This window comes from Salipaludibacillus sp. CUR1, from assembly GCF_021028955.1.
Taxonomy (GTDB): Bacteria; Bacillota; Bacilli; order Bacillales; family Salisediminibacteriaceae; genus Salipaludibacillus.
In genome coordinates this window covers 72451-87882 of the sequence record NZ_JAIWPE010000069.1, presented here as the reverse complement: position 1 = coordinate 87882, position 15432 = coordinate 72451, and the positions used below count along the sequence as shown (strand labels likewise).

Below are 15432 nucleotides of genomic sequence, written 5' to 3'. Positions count from 1 at the left end.
TGTTAAATACTTCAAGAACAACAAAAGAATATCCTTCTAATCTTCCATGTCGTTTTATAAAACCTTTTTTTCCATACGTACAAACGGGACATCTTCTCCGTTTGTATGCTGCATAAAGTGGTCAGTCTTTTGAAAGCCTGCCTTCTCATAGACTGCCATGGCTCTCTTATTAAATTTTGCCACCTTTACTACCAGTTTTTTAGGCTCGTACCATTTTACTGCCACCGTAAGGGCATAATCCACAAACGGCCCTCCCTTTCCCTTCCCTGTTAAATCCGGGCGTAATCCTAAGCCAATCTCAACTTCTTCAAGGTTTAGAGGGTTAAATGTATAGAAACCAACCAGCTCATTTTTTTCATAAATTGCAGCATAATGGTTCCACCTGAACGGATTTAAAAACTCATCTAAATCATCTACATCATTTTGCAGATTATAAAATGAATACGGTTCTTCGTATTCCCACTCTGCTATCTCCAAAGCTGCATCATTCGTCATCCATTTCCATTCGTACATGGATTCTTCCACCCTTTCTATCACGACAGTTTCTCTTATTCTATTATACCTTTTTCCACTTCTTCCTCCATTATTTTTAAATTTTTTAGGTAAATCCAGCAAATATTCAATCCTGTATGTATGTGAAAACAGATATTTTTTGAAAAAATGTTCGGCCGGGACACTGGAGAGGTTTATTAAAGAACTTTCGAAACGACAGGAGATTGTACTTACTTTTTCTGTAAAACTTGCAAGCGCCAAACATGCAAAAAACCGGCTCATACATTATAAGCCGGTTCTTTAAAAGTTATTTATTTACTTATAAACATTTGCGTCCAGTAATGACCGTATGGGCCGCCTTGGACATGGCCCACACCTATGTGTGTATAATTGCTGTTCAATATGTTTTGTCTGTGGCCCTGGGAGTTCATCCAGGCTTGAACCACTTGCTGAGGTGTTCTTTGGCCTGCTGCAATATTTTCTCCAGCCGCCCTGTAAGACACTCCGTAGTTCCTTAACATATCAAACGGGCTTCCGTATGTCGGGCTCTGGTGGGAAAAATATCCCCGGTCCCTCATATCCTGAGACTTTATTCTGGCAACCTTTGAAACTTCCTCGTCAATTTGCAAAGGAGCTAATCCTCTATTTTGTCTTTCTGCATTTGTTAAACGGATCACTTCCCTTTCAAACTGAGAAAGTTGACTGGACACTTGCTCTGCAGAAGTTTGCTGTGGTGCAGCCTGGCTGTTATTATTTGTTGGAATGGCCACCTGCTGTCCTGGGTAAATCACATTTGGATTGGAAATTTGACGATTAGCCGACAACAGATCTGAGAATGAAAGATCATATTGAAGGGAAATCAGCCATAAAGTATCTCCAGATCTGACTTGATGAGTTGTGTTTGCTTCAGCATTTGAAACAAACAGAGGAAACACTAAACCTAAAACCAAAAATGATGTCATGATTTTTTTTAACATCTGTGAAACACCTCCATGGCGATTATTATTACATAAAAAAAACCCCTTTTGGCAAAGGGGAAAAAATTTCCATAAAGCAAATTATGGGGGCTGCAGATATACTTTCTTTAAATAGTTAAATTTGGATTGTTTTCTTTAATTTTAAGCCCAGTTACTGTTAAAGCTTGTTCAAGGTCACTGACCACTCTCATATTCTCAAATGAAATACCTAAATTAACGATCGTTTGAGCAAGCTCCGGTCTCAACCCTGAGAAAATAGCTGTCACACCAATTACACGCAAGGCGTCATTTAACTGAAATAAATTATGAGCAATAGCTGTATCAATAATATCAACCCCGGATAAATCAACAATTAAATACGCCAACTCCAGTTCGCGTCCCCGGTTAAGTGATTTATCCAGTAATTCTTTAGACCGGTGAGTATCAATCGTCCCAATAATCGGTAAAATGGCAACTTCTTTAGTTAAAGGAACAACCGGAACAGATAATTCCGTTAATTCTTCCTTAGCCTTCTTAAAAGTATCTTCATTATATTCAACATATGCGTGGCTAAAAGAATAAATTGTCCGGTCCACTATGGGATTTATATAATCTACCGCTTGAAAATAATCCTCCACCGGTCTGTCAGTTTTTTTAAATTCTGAACGAATTAATTCTTCCATAACTTTCCTGAAAAATGGGAGCCCCAGCATCGCTTTATCAATTGCTACACCTGATTGCACCGCTGTTTTTCCAAATTTTGCTCCCCATTCTTCAATGGAAGTATTTGTCTCCTGTTCATTGTGCTCTGATAGAGCTTTCCCTATCCTATGTAATAATCCCACCATATAGTCCTGAGACTCTTTTTCGTTTAAATCTCTGGCGTCTTTCTCATATTCTTCATAATAAAGGTCCCTAATGCGGTAGGCCAGGTTTTCCTCATTTTCTAGAATTTTGTGACCAAGTGTTGCAATAAAATCCCCCGCCATTTTGAATGCCTCCCATTTTGTTGAATTCTCTATCATATTAATTTACCACAGCTGACTCACTTTAAAACCTGTTTTTTAAAAAGAAAACATTGTAATGTTTTCTTTTACTGTAAGTTAACATCCTGTCTTACAATTCTAAAGAATATTTCCCAAAAAATGGGGGGACAGTCCCCCCATTTTTTGGATCGTCCTACGTACATTGAAAGGATCTGATCTGGTTTGCATCAATGCCAAAATACACCCATCTGAATTGCCTTGGTCTCCAGCGGTAGCCTGCCACAGAAGTGCGGCCTATAAAGGTAGGCCAGAACCAGAAACGCCGGCCGTCAACTAAGACGACGTAGGTGTACCGGTACAAACACCTTCGAAAAGCTCCCGGGTCTACTGCGAACACTCCTATTCCCTCTGGGCCTGTCGGTGGCGGTGTCGCAGGTGGCGGGCCTGGAGGCGGTCCCGGCGGTGGACCTCCTGGCGGGCCAAATCCCGGTCCCGGCGGAGGGCCTCCCGGAGGGCCAAACCCCGGCCCTGGCGGCGGGCCCGGAGGCCCAAATCCAAATAAAGAACCTAAACCTCCAAATCCCGTACCAAATTGGCCTGGTTGAGAGGGGAATAGCCAGTTGAAAATTTGTCGATTGTACACAATAGCCTCTCCTTTCCTATCTTTCAATACAGACTATGAAAGACTGAAAACCATGGTGCTTGCCTATATAGCAAAAACCTTAAGTAAAGATAAGAAATGGAGTATAATAATAATCGCTCGCTCCTTTTTTAAAACAACACAAAAGAAGACACTCATTTAAAAGGAGTGACTTCTTTATTCTTTTGTGTGGTTCAAAGTGTGAAAAGGATCATAAAGTACAAGAACCCGCCCCTGGCTAATAAAATCTTCTGTATTCCCGGCAAGTAATAAAGAAGCTTATCTGTGAACTGGCCGGCCAAGCCGCTTTATATCTTCTTTTTTACAAATCAAACAGACCCGGCTGACTTTGGTCTGTAGTAATGATCGGTTTGTCATTCGTTATAACCAGCGTGTGTTCATATTGGGTGGATATCGAACCGTCCTGAGTTCTGGCTGTCCAACCGTTATCATCCATTTTTGATTGCCATACTCCCATGTTAATCATCGGTTCAATCGTAATAGCCATTCCTTCTTTCAGTCTTTTCCCCCTCCCAGGCTGTCCGAAATGCGGAATATTTGGTTCTTCATGAATGGTCGGCCCGATCCCGTGGCCTGCAAAATCCCTGACAATTCCATAGCCATAAGGTTCCACATATGACTGGATAGCAGCTCCAATATCCCCAACCCGGTTTCCTGACTTGGCCGCTTCAATTCCTTTATACAGCGCTTCTTTGGTCACGCGGTTTAATTGTTTAATATCTTCAGATACTTCCCCAACAGGATAGGTCCAGGCTGAATCAGCTAACCCCCCATTCAAGTCAACTACAAAATCCATCGTGAGAAGATCCCCTTCTTTTAGCGGCTTTTTACGGGGAAAGCCGTGGCATATTTCATCATTAACAGAGGCGCATGTGGCGTATTCATAACCATGATAACCCTTCTGTGCAGCTGTTGCCCCGAATTTTTTTAAAGTCTTCTCCACAAACTCATCCAGTTCCATGGTGGTTATTCCAGGCTGAACCATGGTCGCCAGCTTCCGATGCAGGCTCGCCACAAGTTTGCCAGCTTCTTTCATTAGTTCAATTTCACGTTCGGATTTACGTTGAATCATTACAAGGTCTCCTTTTTATAAAGTTATGTTTTTACTGTTTATTCCTAATAAGCATCCTAATTTCTCACAGAATAAACTATTCTTGAACAGACCGTCCTGTGAACCTCAGTCAGTTGATAAACTGCTTTACCAAGACTTATCATACCAATATCGGCTTACCCACTTCAACACTTAGATGTACACTTAAAAAATGCTGACATTCACCCAGTTGATAACATTTGGGAATTAATGGGGGGACAGACCCCCCATTATTTGGTTTATAATTAATTGGACACGCTTCGGTTTTGAAAATTAAGTTTACCGGAAAATTATATGTTGTTATTGTTATATTACTTTTACTTAAAACAGGGGGACCTATGATCAAGCTTATACCATTTACTGAAAATCATTTTCCTTTACTAAAAAATTGGCTCAACTGTACATCGCCCGAGTTTCTTCTGAAATGGGGAGGGGTGACTTTTGAGTTTCCTATAACGGATGAACAATTAAAGCAATATATACAAAAAGCTAACTTCCCGGGGAGCCCAGACTTTATTTTTACGGTAGAAGATCTGAACTCCGGACGGGCTATTGGCCACATTGCGTTAAGAAAAACAGATTATTATCACAGGTCTGCCCGTCTGGGAAAAGTCCTCATTGGAGAAACGGCCTCCCGTAATAAAGGCTTTACACCTTATATCCTTCACGAGCTGCTCCGGTTTGCTTTTGAAGAGCTTCTATTACACCGTGTGTCATTAGGTGTCTTTGACAATAACCTTCATGCTAAAAAAATTTATTCAAAATACGGATTTAAAACAGAAGGATACTTTAGAGATTACAGAAGAATAGGGGATAATTACTGGGGTATGTACGAAATGAGCATACTCGACAAGGAGTGGCATCAGATTAACGAAGAATTGTTGGTGAATAATGAGAAATTCTCTAATAAATGACAGAGAGATTGCAGACATTGACAAGTGTTTTGCAAAAGATTAAATAACATGGAAAACCCTTGAACCTTCATGTGCGTGTTGATACGATAGGCATCGTTGAAGAAGAAAGAATCACATGAAGGAGGTTTTCTTTCGATGAAAACGAATAAGACAATCCGGTCTTTTCAAAGACTGGGAATTTCTGCAGTAGCAGCAGGCGCCGTTTTATTTTCAGGTGCCCAGGTTGATGCCGCTGGAGGAGATGGGAAAGAGTTTGGCGAAAAGTTACTATATACTGGTCAATCCAACGAGCATGTTCTGGAACTTAAAGATTTACTCTCTGAGAATGGCATATTTGGAGAACCGGAAACAGGCGCATGGAGCAGCGTTTATACTTCCGCTACAGAAAATGCCGTTAGACAATTCCAGCAAAAATACGGCCTGTTAGTCGATGGAGTTGCTGGTAATCAGACAGTTGGAGCGCTTTCCGGTCTTGAAAAAGGAGATGAAGGTGAACTTGTTACAAACCTTCAGGAAGACCTTGAAGCACTTGGGTATTATAACTTTGGTGTAGACGGAATTTTTGGTCCGGTAACTGAACAAGCAGTTATTGACTTGCAGAACGATGAAGGTGTTCAAGACGAAGAAGGTGTAGCAGGACCTTATACTTACGCTGCTTTATATGAACAACTTGGAAAATATGGCTCTGCCAGTCAAGGAACTGATTCTGCAGAAGCCACAGAATCTACAGAAGAAGCAACTGAAGAGGCTACTGAAGAAGTAACTGAAGAAGCAACAGAAGAGGCTACTGAAGAAGTAACTGAAGAAGCAACAGAAGAAGCTACTGAAGAAACAACTGAAGAAGCTACTGAAGAAGCTACTGAAGAAACAACTGAGGAAGCTACTGAAGAAGCAACAGAAGAAACAACTGAGGAAGCTACAGAGGAATCTGCAGAAGAAGCAACTGAAGAATCTTCTGATGTAACTGAAACTGAAGCTGCTGAAGAGGCTGCTGAAGAATCCGCCGAAGCATCAACTGAAACAGCTGATGCAGGATCAACTGAAGAAGCCACAGAAGAGACTTCTGAAGAAGCAATTGAAGAAGCTGAACAGACTGAACAGTCCACAGAAGAAACTGCTTCTGAAGGAGCTGACGGAGAAACACTAACAATGGAAGCAACTGCTTACACTGCTTTCTGTGAAGGCTGCACAGGCATCACTTATACAGGCCAGGACTTAAGAAATAATCCTGATAAAAAAGTAGTAGCAGTAGACCCTAATGTTATTCCTTTAGGATCTATCGTAGAAGTTGAAGGATATGGACAGGCTGTAGCCGGCGACATTGGAGGAGCTATCCAGGGTAACCGTATTGACCTCCACGTGGCTACTAAAGAAGAAGCACTTGAATTTGGCCGTCGTGACGTAGAAGTAACTGTTGTAGAAACACCATAAATCTAACATTAAACAAAAAGAGTATCCCGTTGTTTGACGGGATACTCTTTTTTATATCTGCACTTCCAATTTTCAAGGTCTCTCTTTATAATAGCCCGCTTGTTTATTAAAGGTTTTTTTCATATACTTTTAAATGCTGATAGATTAAACGCAACAAAGGCGTTTCCACTCCCGTCCGTTCGGCCAGCAACAATAAATAACCTTGTAAATGGTCAGCTTCAATATGTAAGCCTTTTTCAATATCTCTCAGCATAGAAGATTTCATATTGTAACCTAACTTTTCTGTTAATGCCATTTGTTTTTCAACAATTCCTTCCGCTAAAGGAGCCCCGTTTTCAGCCATAGTCAGACGTACTTCTTCAAACAGCTGCTGAAAATACGTTCTTCCCTCCAAAGTATCCAGGACAGGGCCAATTGAAGAGCGCATAAGTGAAGTCATTCCGGAAAGAGTGGTGATAAATAAATATTTTTGCCACATATCCTGTTCAATAGTGTCACTAAGCCGGAAAGACGCTTTCGTGCCTGAAAAAGTCTCAGATAATTTTTTAACCCGATCCGTTTCCCTGCCGGACCATTCTCCATAAGCAAGTTCGTGCGTCTCACTCGTCTGTATAATATGGCCTTTCTCGTTTAAAGTTGATTCTATAAAACATAATCCCCCTATTACCTGATCCTTTGAAAAGAATCGCCTCATTTCATCTAAGTGTTCAATCCCATTTAATAAAGGAATGACCGTAGTATATTCCCTTACAAAAGGTTCCACTGCTTCTAATGCTTCTTTTAAATGGTAGGCTTTTGTGGCAATGAATACAACATCAAATGGGTCATCTCCGCTTCCTGCTCTAATTGTGCGGGGCCTTAACTGGGCATCTCCGTGTTTACTCTTTATTACAAGACCTTCTTCTTTCAGCTGCTGCTCTCTTTTTTCTCTTACCAGAAAAGTAACGTCTTCTCCTTTTTCAAGAAGCCTTCCTCCAAAATAGCCTCCTGTAGCACCTGCACCTAATACTAAAACTCTCATTCTACTCCTCCTCATCAATTCTGTTTTACACTCATTCCACAAAGAAAGAGAAAACTCCTTTTTTGAGTTTCCTCTTCTTCAACTCCTCTTTTAAACATAGGATCTAGTCCTTTAAGACAGCAGAGGCTACTTTGAGCCGCTCTCTTTTCAACACAATAAACAAGACAACCATAAATGAAAAACCGGCGGCTATGTAAAACAGGCTGCCGCCCTGCAAATCGTAAAGGAAGGCAAACAGGAGAGGTCCAAGTATTCTTCCCATGCTGTCTGCTGAAAACTGAAGACCGGACGCATAGCCTGACCGCTCGCCGCTCGCCCTTGTGATTAAGGACAGAGACAAGGTTCTGATTACGGCATTTCCTACTACAAATAAAATTAAATAAACCGCTGCGAGCACAAGGTTAAAGACAAGAGCCATAAGGAGGAAAGCTAAGCCTGAAGCCGCCTGCCCCAGAATAATCCATCTGTATTCTGTACCTGTCTTTACTTTCCGCAATAAACCTCCCTGAACCCCTGCCAGAATAATTCCGCTGATAAGAAAGAGCATTCCCATTTCTGCAGGAGTCATGTTGATCATATCAATCCCATAAATCTGAAAGACACTTTCCAGTCCGGCCAATAAAAAGGAAGCACTAAAACTCATGAGCAGTAAAAGTTTAAGCAGATTGGCGGAAGGCAGTTTTAGAGAAGGAAGCCATTTCTGCTCCGGCTCTGCTTCAACCTTCACCCAGCTGGCATCATCTAAATTTGTCCAGGCCACCGGTATTAGAACAAGCAGGATCCCCCCTGCTAAAAAGAAAGGCACTCCATACCCGAATACACTGAGAAGCCCCCCTGAGGCAGGTCCGATAATAAACCCCACTCCAATAGCCATTCCTACTAAACCGAGATTACGGTTTCTGGTTTTATCATCAGATATATCTGAAATAGTCGACATAGCTGCTGCATAAAGAGCTCCGGCAAACACCCCGCTCAGGACACGCGAAAGATACATCATCAGCAGAGAATCGAGGTATAAGCCAAACAGAAAAAAACCGGCTGAATAACCTGCCAGACCTGTGATGAGAATCCGCCGCCTGCCATGGCGGTCAGCCAAATGGCCCCATGCTGGGGATGTTAAAAATGAAGCCAGGGAATACACAGCCAGCACTCCCCCAATATGTCCGGCCCTCCCGCTCACCCCGGCAACCACTTCAGGCAAAACCGGAATGACCATTCCGAAGCCGGCATATACTAGAAATTGAATAATCAGGACCATTACTAATGTTTTCTTCATCTTCTTCCCTGTCTCCCCCTAAAATAATAAAAGTTATTACTATTACCACAGTTGAATCATATCATACTCTGTTTTTTTAACGTACGATGAATTATCTTTAAGTGATTGTGTAATTTATTTAGACCTTTCAAAAAATATATATTATCCTTAAAGATATGGATATTTATTTTCTAAGGAGGAGAAATATGACAAAATTCTATGAAGAGAAGCTGGATTTTCAGGACGTTGAATCTATCGAATCCTCTTTTCAGCAGCTGTTGAATGAGAAGGCAGACTCAGCGGAAGCAATGGAAGATTGGCTTAAAAGACAGTCTTTTTTATTTGATGCTCTGGAGGAAGGTTTGACAGGCCATTACATAGACTTCCAATGCCACAGTAACTCTGAGAAAGCTAAACAGGCATTTGAACATGACCAGCAAGTAATTGAACCTTTAGTCAAGCGGTATGAAGCCCTTCTTGATGAAAAAATTCTCTCACAACCAACATTAGAAGCTCTTGACAAGCGCTATTACGAACAGTTTATTAAGAGTAAGAAGAACGCTAAGGAATTATTCCGGGAAGAAAATATTAAACTGGAAGTGGAAGAGGACCGCCTTGCTACCAGTTATTTTGAACATACCGGAAACCTGACGGTAAACTGGGACGGCGAAGAAAAAACGCTGAGCGAAATTTCACCTTTCACCCAGGTTTCTGACAGACCGACGAGAAAAAAAGCAGTTAAAAAGGCTGCTGAAGCATTTATTTCCATCGAACCGGAATTACAAAAAATAATGGATGAGTTAGTTCAACTCCGTCAGAAAAAAGCGGAAAACGCAAACCTTGAAAATTATAGAGATTACATGTTTAAGAAATATGAGCGCTTCGATTATACGCCTGACGACTGCAAAAAGTTGGCTGAAGCAGTGAGAAAACATGTCACTCCTCTGAAAGAAAAAATTCAGAAAGACCACCAGCAGGAATTAGGCACAGACATATACAGACCATGGGATACGAAAGGCGTTCCTGAAGGACTCGATCCGCTGAAGCCATTTGAGAAAAGAGATGAACTGGTGAAAAAAACCGCTTCTATCTTTTCCAATATGGATAAACGGTTTGAGGAGCTGCTGACTGAAATGGATAGCCGGGGCATGCTTGATTTAACGACACGTAAAGGAAAATCACCAGGTGGTTTTTGCGCTCCTTTACCAGTTTCAGAACTCTCTTTTATCTTTATGAATGCGTCGCGGACCCACGATGATATGATTACTCTTCTTCATGAGATGGGACATTGCATCCATAACGATTTTAAGAAAGACATTCCACTTAGCAAATACAGGGACACCCCTATGGAATCATCAGAGCTGGCAAGTATGACGATGGAACTTTTAACGATGGATCAGTGGGACGTGTTTTATAATAATAAAGAAGACCTCATAAGGGCGAAAGAGGAACAATTGAAAGGAATAATTGAATTTTTGCCTATGGGAATGGTAGTCGACCAGTTCCAGCACTGGATGTACGAAAACCCTTCCCACACAGCAGAAGAACGCAACAAAAAATTCTTTGAACTCCAGCAGAGCCTGAATTCATCTGTCGTTGACTGGAGCGGTTATGAAAAGTGGGCGGAAACTTCCTGGCTTCGTATTCTTCATATCTTTGAAGTGCCTTTTTACTTCATTGAATATGTGATCGCCCAGCTCGGAGCAGTCCAGATGTATAAACAATATCGTGAAAACCCTGAACAGACTCTGAACAATTATAAGAATGCTTTATCTCTTGGGGCTTCAAAATCTTTAATTGATGTTTATAAAGAAGCAGGCATCCGCTTCGATTTTTCGGAAGAAATGATTAAAGAACTAATGGGTTTTGTCGAAAAAGAATTACATGACCTGCGTCCATAAATTAAATAAACCGGTCAGCCTGCTTTGGCGACCGGTTTAACTTTGTCAGTTTTCCTCTCTTTTTTTCTTTAAAATTTCCTTCTCAAGCGATTTAAAAGCTTGAATAAACTCCTCCGGATCTTTTTTTACCGTATAAGAAAACACACCCTGGCTCGTATGAATAAATAATATTCCTTCCCCTTTCGGAAGTTTACGGAAAGACATATCAAATATTTTATCCGCAGGAAATTCACGGTGCTTTGTCATTAATTTATCTTCATACAAATATAATGTCCGGTCATCTTCTACATTCTTTTGTTCTATACTGTTTACTTCTCTTTGAACCTTAAAATAAGGCTGAGTCGCGATCAATTTCATCATTAACCTCCTTTTTAGCTTGATCTGTTAATCAATATACGAACAGGTATAAGTTGAGTTTCAAATTTGTGTGTGAGGGAAAACTAATAGTGCGAAAATAATCGAAATTTTTTCTATAAAAAAATGTTAAAAACCTCTTCACAAATCTCGTTATATATATTAAAATTCCGATATATTGAGATATACAACGATATAACAGTTTAATCTTACTAAACGCAATTATACGAGGTTTATTCCTGCTTTTCGGCTGTTTATCGCATTACACCCATTCCCTAAGGAGGTCTTCAAAATGAGACAGACATTTTTTGGCATGAGCGTCGTCTTTTTCTTCGCAGTGGTGGGCCATTTCTTCAGTTAATTTGCCCTCCCTCCCCTTTCAGCACCCTTAATCGGGTGCTTTTTTTTGGTTTGTTGGCAGTTTATTGTAATGCCGGGATAATAAACAGCAGACATAAGTCACCTACCCGGCAATCGGGAAAATGACACTTAAAAGGAGCAGAATTTATGCACCGTGTGAGATGAGTGTCTCCTTTACAGGTCGTGATTAATAATATTTTCCCGGCAACCAAAAGTCTTGCCAGTCTCCTAAGCCTGTAAAACTTGAAATTTGAGCGTAAGTAGAGAAAACCTCCCGTAAACTTGTTATAATATTTGTGTACAGCAAGACTCTTAGGAAAGGCTGTGATTCTGTATGGATATATTTACAGTGCCTGATCCATCAGACAGCGGAATGGGCTATGCCTATATTATTATGATCTTTGTCTTTCTCGCTGCATCTTTTACAGTATATAAATTAAAAAAATCTGCACAAAAAAATAAAAAGCAGGAAGTGCCAAAAATATACGAAATGTATGAATCGGAAGACAAAAAACAGTAACTCCGAATATAGCTGAAGCACGGGGAGTTTATTTAAACCCGTGCTTATTTTTTTATGCGTGCAGAGTTTTAATATGAAAGGAGCAGGACAGTGATGAACGAACCTTTTAAACACCACAGCGATTCCCGCTTAATTTTAAAAGAATGGGCAGAACTTTCGCCAGGTCTGATAGCAGGATTCACGACAAAGAACGGAGGGATAAGCAACGGCCCCTTCCGTACTAACAATTTAGGTTTACATGTAAGTGATAATACTGAAGACGTGGCAGCTAACCGGATGCAGTTAGCTGAAGAATTAGGATTCCCCCTTTCTAAATGGGCCTGTGCTGACCAGGTGCACCAGGACCAGATCGTTAAAATTACAGAAAAACTTACAGGATTCGGTACGACAAATTATGATGAGAGCATAAAAGGAACGGACGCCTTTTATACGAATAAAAAAAATATATTACTGACGTTGTGTTACGCTGACTGTGTGCCTGTATATTTTTATGCTCCCGAGCAGGGTTTTGCAGGGATTGCCCATGCCGGATGGAAAGGGACAGTCAAAAATATTTCAGGTAAAATGGTGCAGCTATGGGAAATGACTGAGAATATCCCTGCCTCTTCCATTCACGCAGCAATCGGCCCTTCCATTGACAGCTGCTGCTACATCGTTGATGACCGGGTGGTCACTCAAGTTGATGAAGCGCTTGAAAACTGTCCAGCCAAAAGTACGGCTCCATACGAAAAAGTCAGTGAAGGGCAGTACCGCCTTGATTTAAAAACTGTAAACAAGTTGCTCCTTCTTCAGGCCGGGGTACGTGAAGAAAATATTCATGTATCAACTTACTGCACCAGCTGCCAGGATGATCTTTTCTTTTCACACCGGAGAGACAAAGGAAAGACAGGCAGAATGCTTAGTTTTATTGGTGTAAAAGATGAGCAGTAGTGCCCGGTACTCCCGTCTGCTTGATGAGGATTAGCCTGTAACCTTACGACCGCCAGTCAGGGCGGTCACTTTACAGCAATGTTACTTTACTCTTAACTATTAAGAAGCTAGTTGATTTTCTTCCTGACCAATGGTAATCTGAAAATAATTCCATATAAGATCCACTAGGGGTGCCTGTAAAGGCTGAGACAAGAAAGGAATCTTGATCCCTTCGAACCTGATCTAGTTTATACTAGCGTAGGGAAGTGGTGCAGCAGCTCGTGATGTTTTTTTATCATATCCAGCAATCAATTCATCCGTGTCCGTTACGCCATTCCTTTCCGGGAATGGCTTATTTGTTTATAAGGGCACGTCTCTTTCCCCCGTTTTCCTGTGGATCTTGGAAATAAAAAGGAGGATATTTTTATGACTTTTAGTGAAGACTTGCGTCATGAAACAGAGGAATTGTTTAAAGCCTGCTATTATCATCCGTTTGTTCAAGGTATTGGGAAAGGGGAGCTCCGGAAAGAGCAGCTGCTTCATTATGTGAGACAGGACTATGAATATTTAAATGCGATGATCCAGACACGGGCTTTAACTATGGCTAAATGCACGACACGTGAAGATATGGCTCTATTAAACGAAGGGATTTCTTTTATCTTAAATGACGAAACCCATCCCCATAATAATTTTTGCGAACAGGCAGGGGTAAAATATGAAGACCTTCAAGGAGAATCCCTTGCCCCCGCAGCGCATCATTACAGTCAGTTTATGCTCCAGATAGCATCAAACGGGACTTTAGGTGAAGCCTTGGCAGTTGCTTTGCCTTGCCCTTGGATCTATCTGTATATTGGAGAGAAACTTATGGAAGACTTTCAGCCGGATGAAAACCACCCGTTCTATCCATGGATTTCTTTCTACGGCGCTCAGAAGATGCCCCGCATCCAAAAGACAATCGACCGCTTAGATGAACTTGCCGTAAATGCTTCCGAAAAGGAAACAGCGGATATGAAAAAACACTTTTATACAGCTTGCCGAATGGAATACATGTTTTTTGATATGGCTTATACTTTACAGAAATGGCCGGTATAGGGCCTGTAAAGAAGATGTCCCGAAAGCCTGACTTTCGGGACATCTTCTGTTCAATCCTTACCGGAACAGCGAGACATATTTAGCCATAACTTTTGACATGCCGCTCTCAAACAGTTTTTCACGCCAGTATAAATCCCCTGCATTTTTAACGATTTCCCCTCTTGATGGATAAGGATAGACGCTGTTTGAAACCTTACTGAAAGAATCGTTATTAGTTTTCATATAGATCAGCTGCTGCATCCAGTCACTTGCATGTCCTCCTGCAGCGTGCGCCCCCAGGATTTTTCCTTTCTTATCAGTGATTACTTTTACGACTGACAGCTTGTCCTGTTCGGCAATCATCCGGTCAACACGGCTGCTGTCCATTGAATAGACATAATAGTCACGGCCTTTTTCTTTACGAACTTCCTTTTCTGTTTTACCAAGATGAAAGATTTCAGGATCAGTATAAAAAGCCCAGGGAACATTCTCGTAGGACACTTTTCTTTTCAGTCCGAACACCGCATTTGCCACAATGGTTTTTCCTTCATGGCCGGCAGCGTGTGTAAATGGAAAAGCTCCGTTGACGTCACCCGCTGCATAAATATTGGGCTGGGACGTCTGTAACGTCTCTTTTACTATTATTTCACCTTTATTATTCACATCCACTCCGGCTTTCTCCAATGCCAGGCCTTCTGTGTTGGGCTTTCTGCCTGCAGCTATAAAAAGCGTATCGGCTTCTAATTCCTGCGAGTGTTCCCCTTTAATAACAACGAACGTTTGCCCTTCTTTTTTTATAACTTTTTCAACTGTTGAGGAATTAAGAACAGTCATTTCTAATTTTAATTGTTCTATTACAAGCTTAGAAATGTCCTCATCCTCTTTCTGCAGAATTTCGGAGGCTGAATCCACAATTGTAACGTGTACCCCAAGTCTGCTGAGCGCCTGTGAAAGTTCCAGTCCTACCGGTCCTCCGCCAACCATAACCATTCGGTCAGGCAGATTTTCCATATCGAATACCGTTTCATTTGTTACTGTCTGGAGATACTCTATCCCTTCAATAGGAGGAATGACAGGACTGGAACCAGTGGCAATAACTATTCGCTTTCCTTTAATAATTGAACCTGAAGATAATTGAATATGATGGTTGTCTCTAAAGCGCGCTCCCGCAAAAATCACCTCGATACCGAGATCACGAAACCTCTCTTCGCTGTCATGCTCCTGAATAAATGCCACAGCTTCCTTTACTTTTTCTTTAGCTGTCTGCCATCCAGGTTTACCATCTACAGTTAAACCAAATGTCTCCGCTGATTTATAAAGCTGATGGACCTCTTTTGCTGCTGCAATAAGAGCTTTAGAAGGAACACAGCCGTAATGGAGGCAATCTCCGCCCAATGTGTTCTTTTTTTCTATTAAAGCGACTTCAGCACCAAACTGGGCGGCTCCTGCTGCCACAGTTAATCCTGCTGAACCGCCTCCTATAACTACTATATCGTAGGCTTTCATAGTCT

15 protein-coding genes and 1 riboswitch are annotated in these 15432 nt (G+C 41.3%); of the genes, 6 read left to right on the top strand and 9 right to left on the bottom strand.

Features of this window, described 5'->3' with window-relative positions; all coding sequences use genetic code 11:
- Nucleotides 1–54: 54 nt before the first annotated feature.
- The 5 genes from K8O68_RS14655 to map all read right to left on the bottom strand — a co-directional run bounded on the left by K8O68_RS14655 (nt 55) and on the right by map (nt 4167).
- On the bottom strand, nt 55–513 hold the full coding sequence (locus K8O68_RS14655) for a GNAT family N-acetyltransferase (protein ID WP_230897604.1): 459 nt from the start codon (nt 511–513) through the stop codon (nt 55–57).
- Between the two features lie 290 nt (nt 514–803).
- The gene (locus tag K8O68_RS14650; protein WP_230897603.1) at nt 804–1469 is read right to left on the bottom strand and encodes a CAP domain-containing protein; all 666 of its coding nucleotides are present in this window, start codon (nt 1467–1469) and stop codon (nt 804–806) included.
- Nucleotides 1470–1576: 107 nt separating this feature from the next.
- On the bottom strand, nt 1577–2437 hold the full coding sequence (locus tag K8O68_RS14645) for an STAS domain-containing protein (RefSeq protein ID WP_230897602.1): 861 nt from the start codon (nt 2435–2437) through the stop codon (nt 1577–1579).
- Nucleotides 2438–2627: 190 nt separating this feature from the next.
- Complete coding sequence (locus K8O68_RS14640) at nt 2628–3077, bottom strand: hypothetical protein (RefSeq protein ID WP_230897601.1); 450 nt, start codon at nt 3075–3077, stop codon at nt 2628–2630.
- Nucleotides 3078–3396: 319 nt separating this feature from the next.
- Nucleotides 3397–4167, bottom strand: a complete 771-nt coding sequence (map, locus tag K8O68_RS14635) for a type I methionyl aminopeptidase (RefSeq protein WP_230897600.1) — start codon at nt 4165–4167, stop codon at nt 3397–3399.
- 356 nt (nt 4168–4523) lie between these two features.
- On the opposite strand from map, the gene K8O68_RS14630 reads away from it, so the two are divergent.
- Entirely contained in the window at nt 4524–5099 is a 576-nt protein-coding gene (locus tag K8O68_RS14630) for a GNAT family N-acetyltransferase (protein WP_230897599.1), read from the top strand.
- Between the two features lie 135 nt (nt 5100–5234).
- On the top strand, nt 5235–6530 hold the full coding sequence (locus K8O68_RS14625) for a peptidoglycan-binding protein (RefSeq protein WP_230897598.1): 1296 nt from the start codon (nt 5235–5237) through the stop codon (nt 6528–6530).
- Nucleotides 6531–6636: 106 nt separating this feature from the next.
- Here the strand turns inward: K8O68_RS14625 and K8O68_RS14620 are convergent, their stop codons facing one another.
- Nucleotides 6637–7551, bottom strand: a complete 915-nt coding sequence (locus K8O68_RS14620; RefSeq protein ID WP_230897597.1) for a ketopantoate reductase family protein — start codon at nt 7549–7551, stop codon at nt 6637–6639.
- Between the two features lie 103 nt (nt 7552–7654).
- Entirely contained in the window at nt 7655–8827 is a 1173-nt protein-coding gene (locus tag K8O68_RS14615; RefSeq protein WP_230897596.1) for an MFS transporter, read from the bottom strand.
- Between the two features lie 185 nt (nt 8828–9012).
- Here K8O68_RS14615 and K8O68_RS14610 point away from each other — a divergent pair, with 185 nt between their 5' ends.
- Entirely contained in the window at nt 9013–10707 is a 1695-nt protein-coding gene (locus tag K8O68_RS14610; protein WP_230897595.1) for a M3 family oligoendopeptidase, read from the top strand.
- A 45-nt stretch (nt 10708–10752) separates the two neighbouring features.
- Here the strand turns inward: K8O68_RS14610 and K8O68_RS14605 are convergent, their stop codons facing one another.
- On the bottom strand, nt 10753–11067 hold the full coding sequence (locus K8O68_RS14605) for a hypothetical protein (protein ID WP_370640534.1): 315 nt from the start codon (nt 11065–11067) through the stop codon (nt 10753–10755).
- Between the two features lie 688 nt (nt 11068–11755).
- On the opposite strand from K8O68_RS14605, the gene K8O68_RS14600 reads away from it, so the two are divergent.
- The 3 genes from K8O68_RS14600 (at nt 11756) to tenA (ending at nt 13942) form a co-directional block, all read left to right on the top strand.
- On the top strand, nt 11756–11941 hold the full coding sequence (locus tag K8O68_RS14600; RefSeq protein ID WP_230897594.1) for a hypothetical protein: 186 nt from the start codon (nt 11756–11758) through the stop codon (nt 11939–11941).
- Between the two features lie 93 nt (nt 11942–12034).
- Nucleotides 12035–12871 (top strand): peptidoglycan editing factor PgeF, encoded by an 837-nt coding sequence (gene pgeF, locus K8O68_RS14595; protein ID WP_230897593.1) that lies wholly within the window; start codon nt 12035–12037, stop codon nt 12869–12871.
- A gap of 156 nt (nt 12872–13027) precedes the next feature.
- A riboswitch (TPP riboswitch) is annotated at nt 13028–13132 on the top strand.
- A 144-nt stretch (nt 13133–13276) separates the two neighbouring features.
- The gene (gene tenA / locus K8O68_RS14590; RefSeq protein ID WP_230897592.1) at nt 13277–13942 is read left to right on the top strand and encodes a thiaminase II; all 666 of its coding nucleotides are present in this window, start codon (nt 13277–13279) and stop codon (nt 13940–13942) included.
- A 57-nt stretch (nt 13943–13999) separates the two neighbouring features.
- Here the strand turns inward: tenA and K8O68_RS14585 are convergent, their stop codons facing one another.
- The gene (locus tag K8O68_RS14585) at nt 14000–15427 is read right to left on the bottom strand and encodes a dihydrolipoyl dehydrogenase family protein (protein ID WP_230897591.1); all 1428 of its coding nucleotides are present in this window, start codon (nt 15425–15427) and stop codon (nt 14000–14002) included.
- Nucleotides 15428–15432 lie beyond the last annotated feature (5 nt).

Coding starts and splice junctions, on each gene's coding strand:
- K8O68_RS14655 (WP_230897604.1), bottom strand. CDS start 513: ATGTACGAATGGAAATGGATGACGAATGATGCAGCTTTGGAGATAGCA.
- K8O68_RS14650 (WP_230897603.1), bottom strand. CDS start 1,469: ATGTTAAAAAAAATCATGACATCATTTTTGGTTTTAGGTTTAGTGTTT.
- K8O68_RS14645 (WP_230897602.1), bottom strand. CDS start 2,437: ATGGCGGGGGATTTTATTGCAACACTTGGTCACAAAATTCTAGAAAAT.
- map (WP_230897600.1), bottom strand. CDS start 4,167: ATGATTCAACGTAAATCCGAACGTGAAATTGAACTAATGAAAGAAGCT.
- K8O68_RS14630 (WP_230897599.1), top strand. CDS start 4,524: ATGATCAAGCTTATACCATTTACTGAAAATCATTTTCCTTTACTAAAA.
- K8O68_RS14625 (WP_230897598.1), top strand. CDS start 5,235: ATGAAAACGAATAAGACAATCCGGTCTTTTCAAAGACTGGGAATTTCT.
- K8O68_RS14620 (WP_230897597.1), bottom strand. CDS start 7,551: ATGAGAGTTTTAGTATTAGGTGCAGGTGCTACAGGAGGCTATTTTGGA.
- K8O68_RS14615 (WP_230897596.1), bottom strand. CDS start 8,827: ATGAAGAAAACATTAGTAATGGTCCTGATTATTCAATTTCTAGTATAT.
- K8O68_RS14610 (WP_230897595.1), top strand. CDS start 9,013: ATGACAAAATTCTATGAAGAGAAGCTGGATTTTCAGGACGTTGAATCT.
- K8O68_RS14605 (WP_370640534.1), bottom strand. CDS start 11,067: ATGATGAAATTGATCGCGACTCAGCCTTATTTTAAGGTTCAAAGAGAA.
- K8O68_RS14600 (WP_230897594.1), top strand. CDS start 11,756: ATGGATATATTTACAGTGCCTGATCCATCAGACAGCGGAATGGGCTAT.
- pgeF (WP_230897593.1), top strand. CDS start 12,035: ATGAACGAACCTTTTAAACACCACAGCGATTCCCGCTTAATTTTAAAA.
- tenA (WP_230897592.1), top strand. CDS start 13,277: ATGACTTTTAGTGAAGACTTGCGTCATGAAACAGAGGAATTGTTTAAA.
- K8O68_RS14585 (WP_230897591.1), bottom strand. CDS start 15,427: ATGAAAGCCTACGATATAGTAGTTATAGGAGGCGGTTCAGCAGGATTA.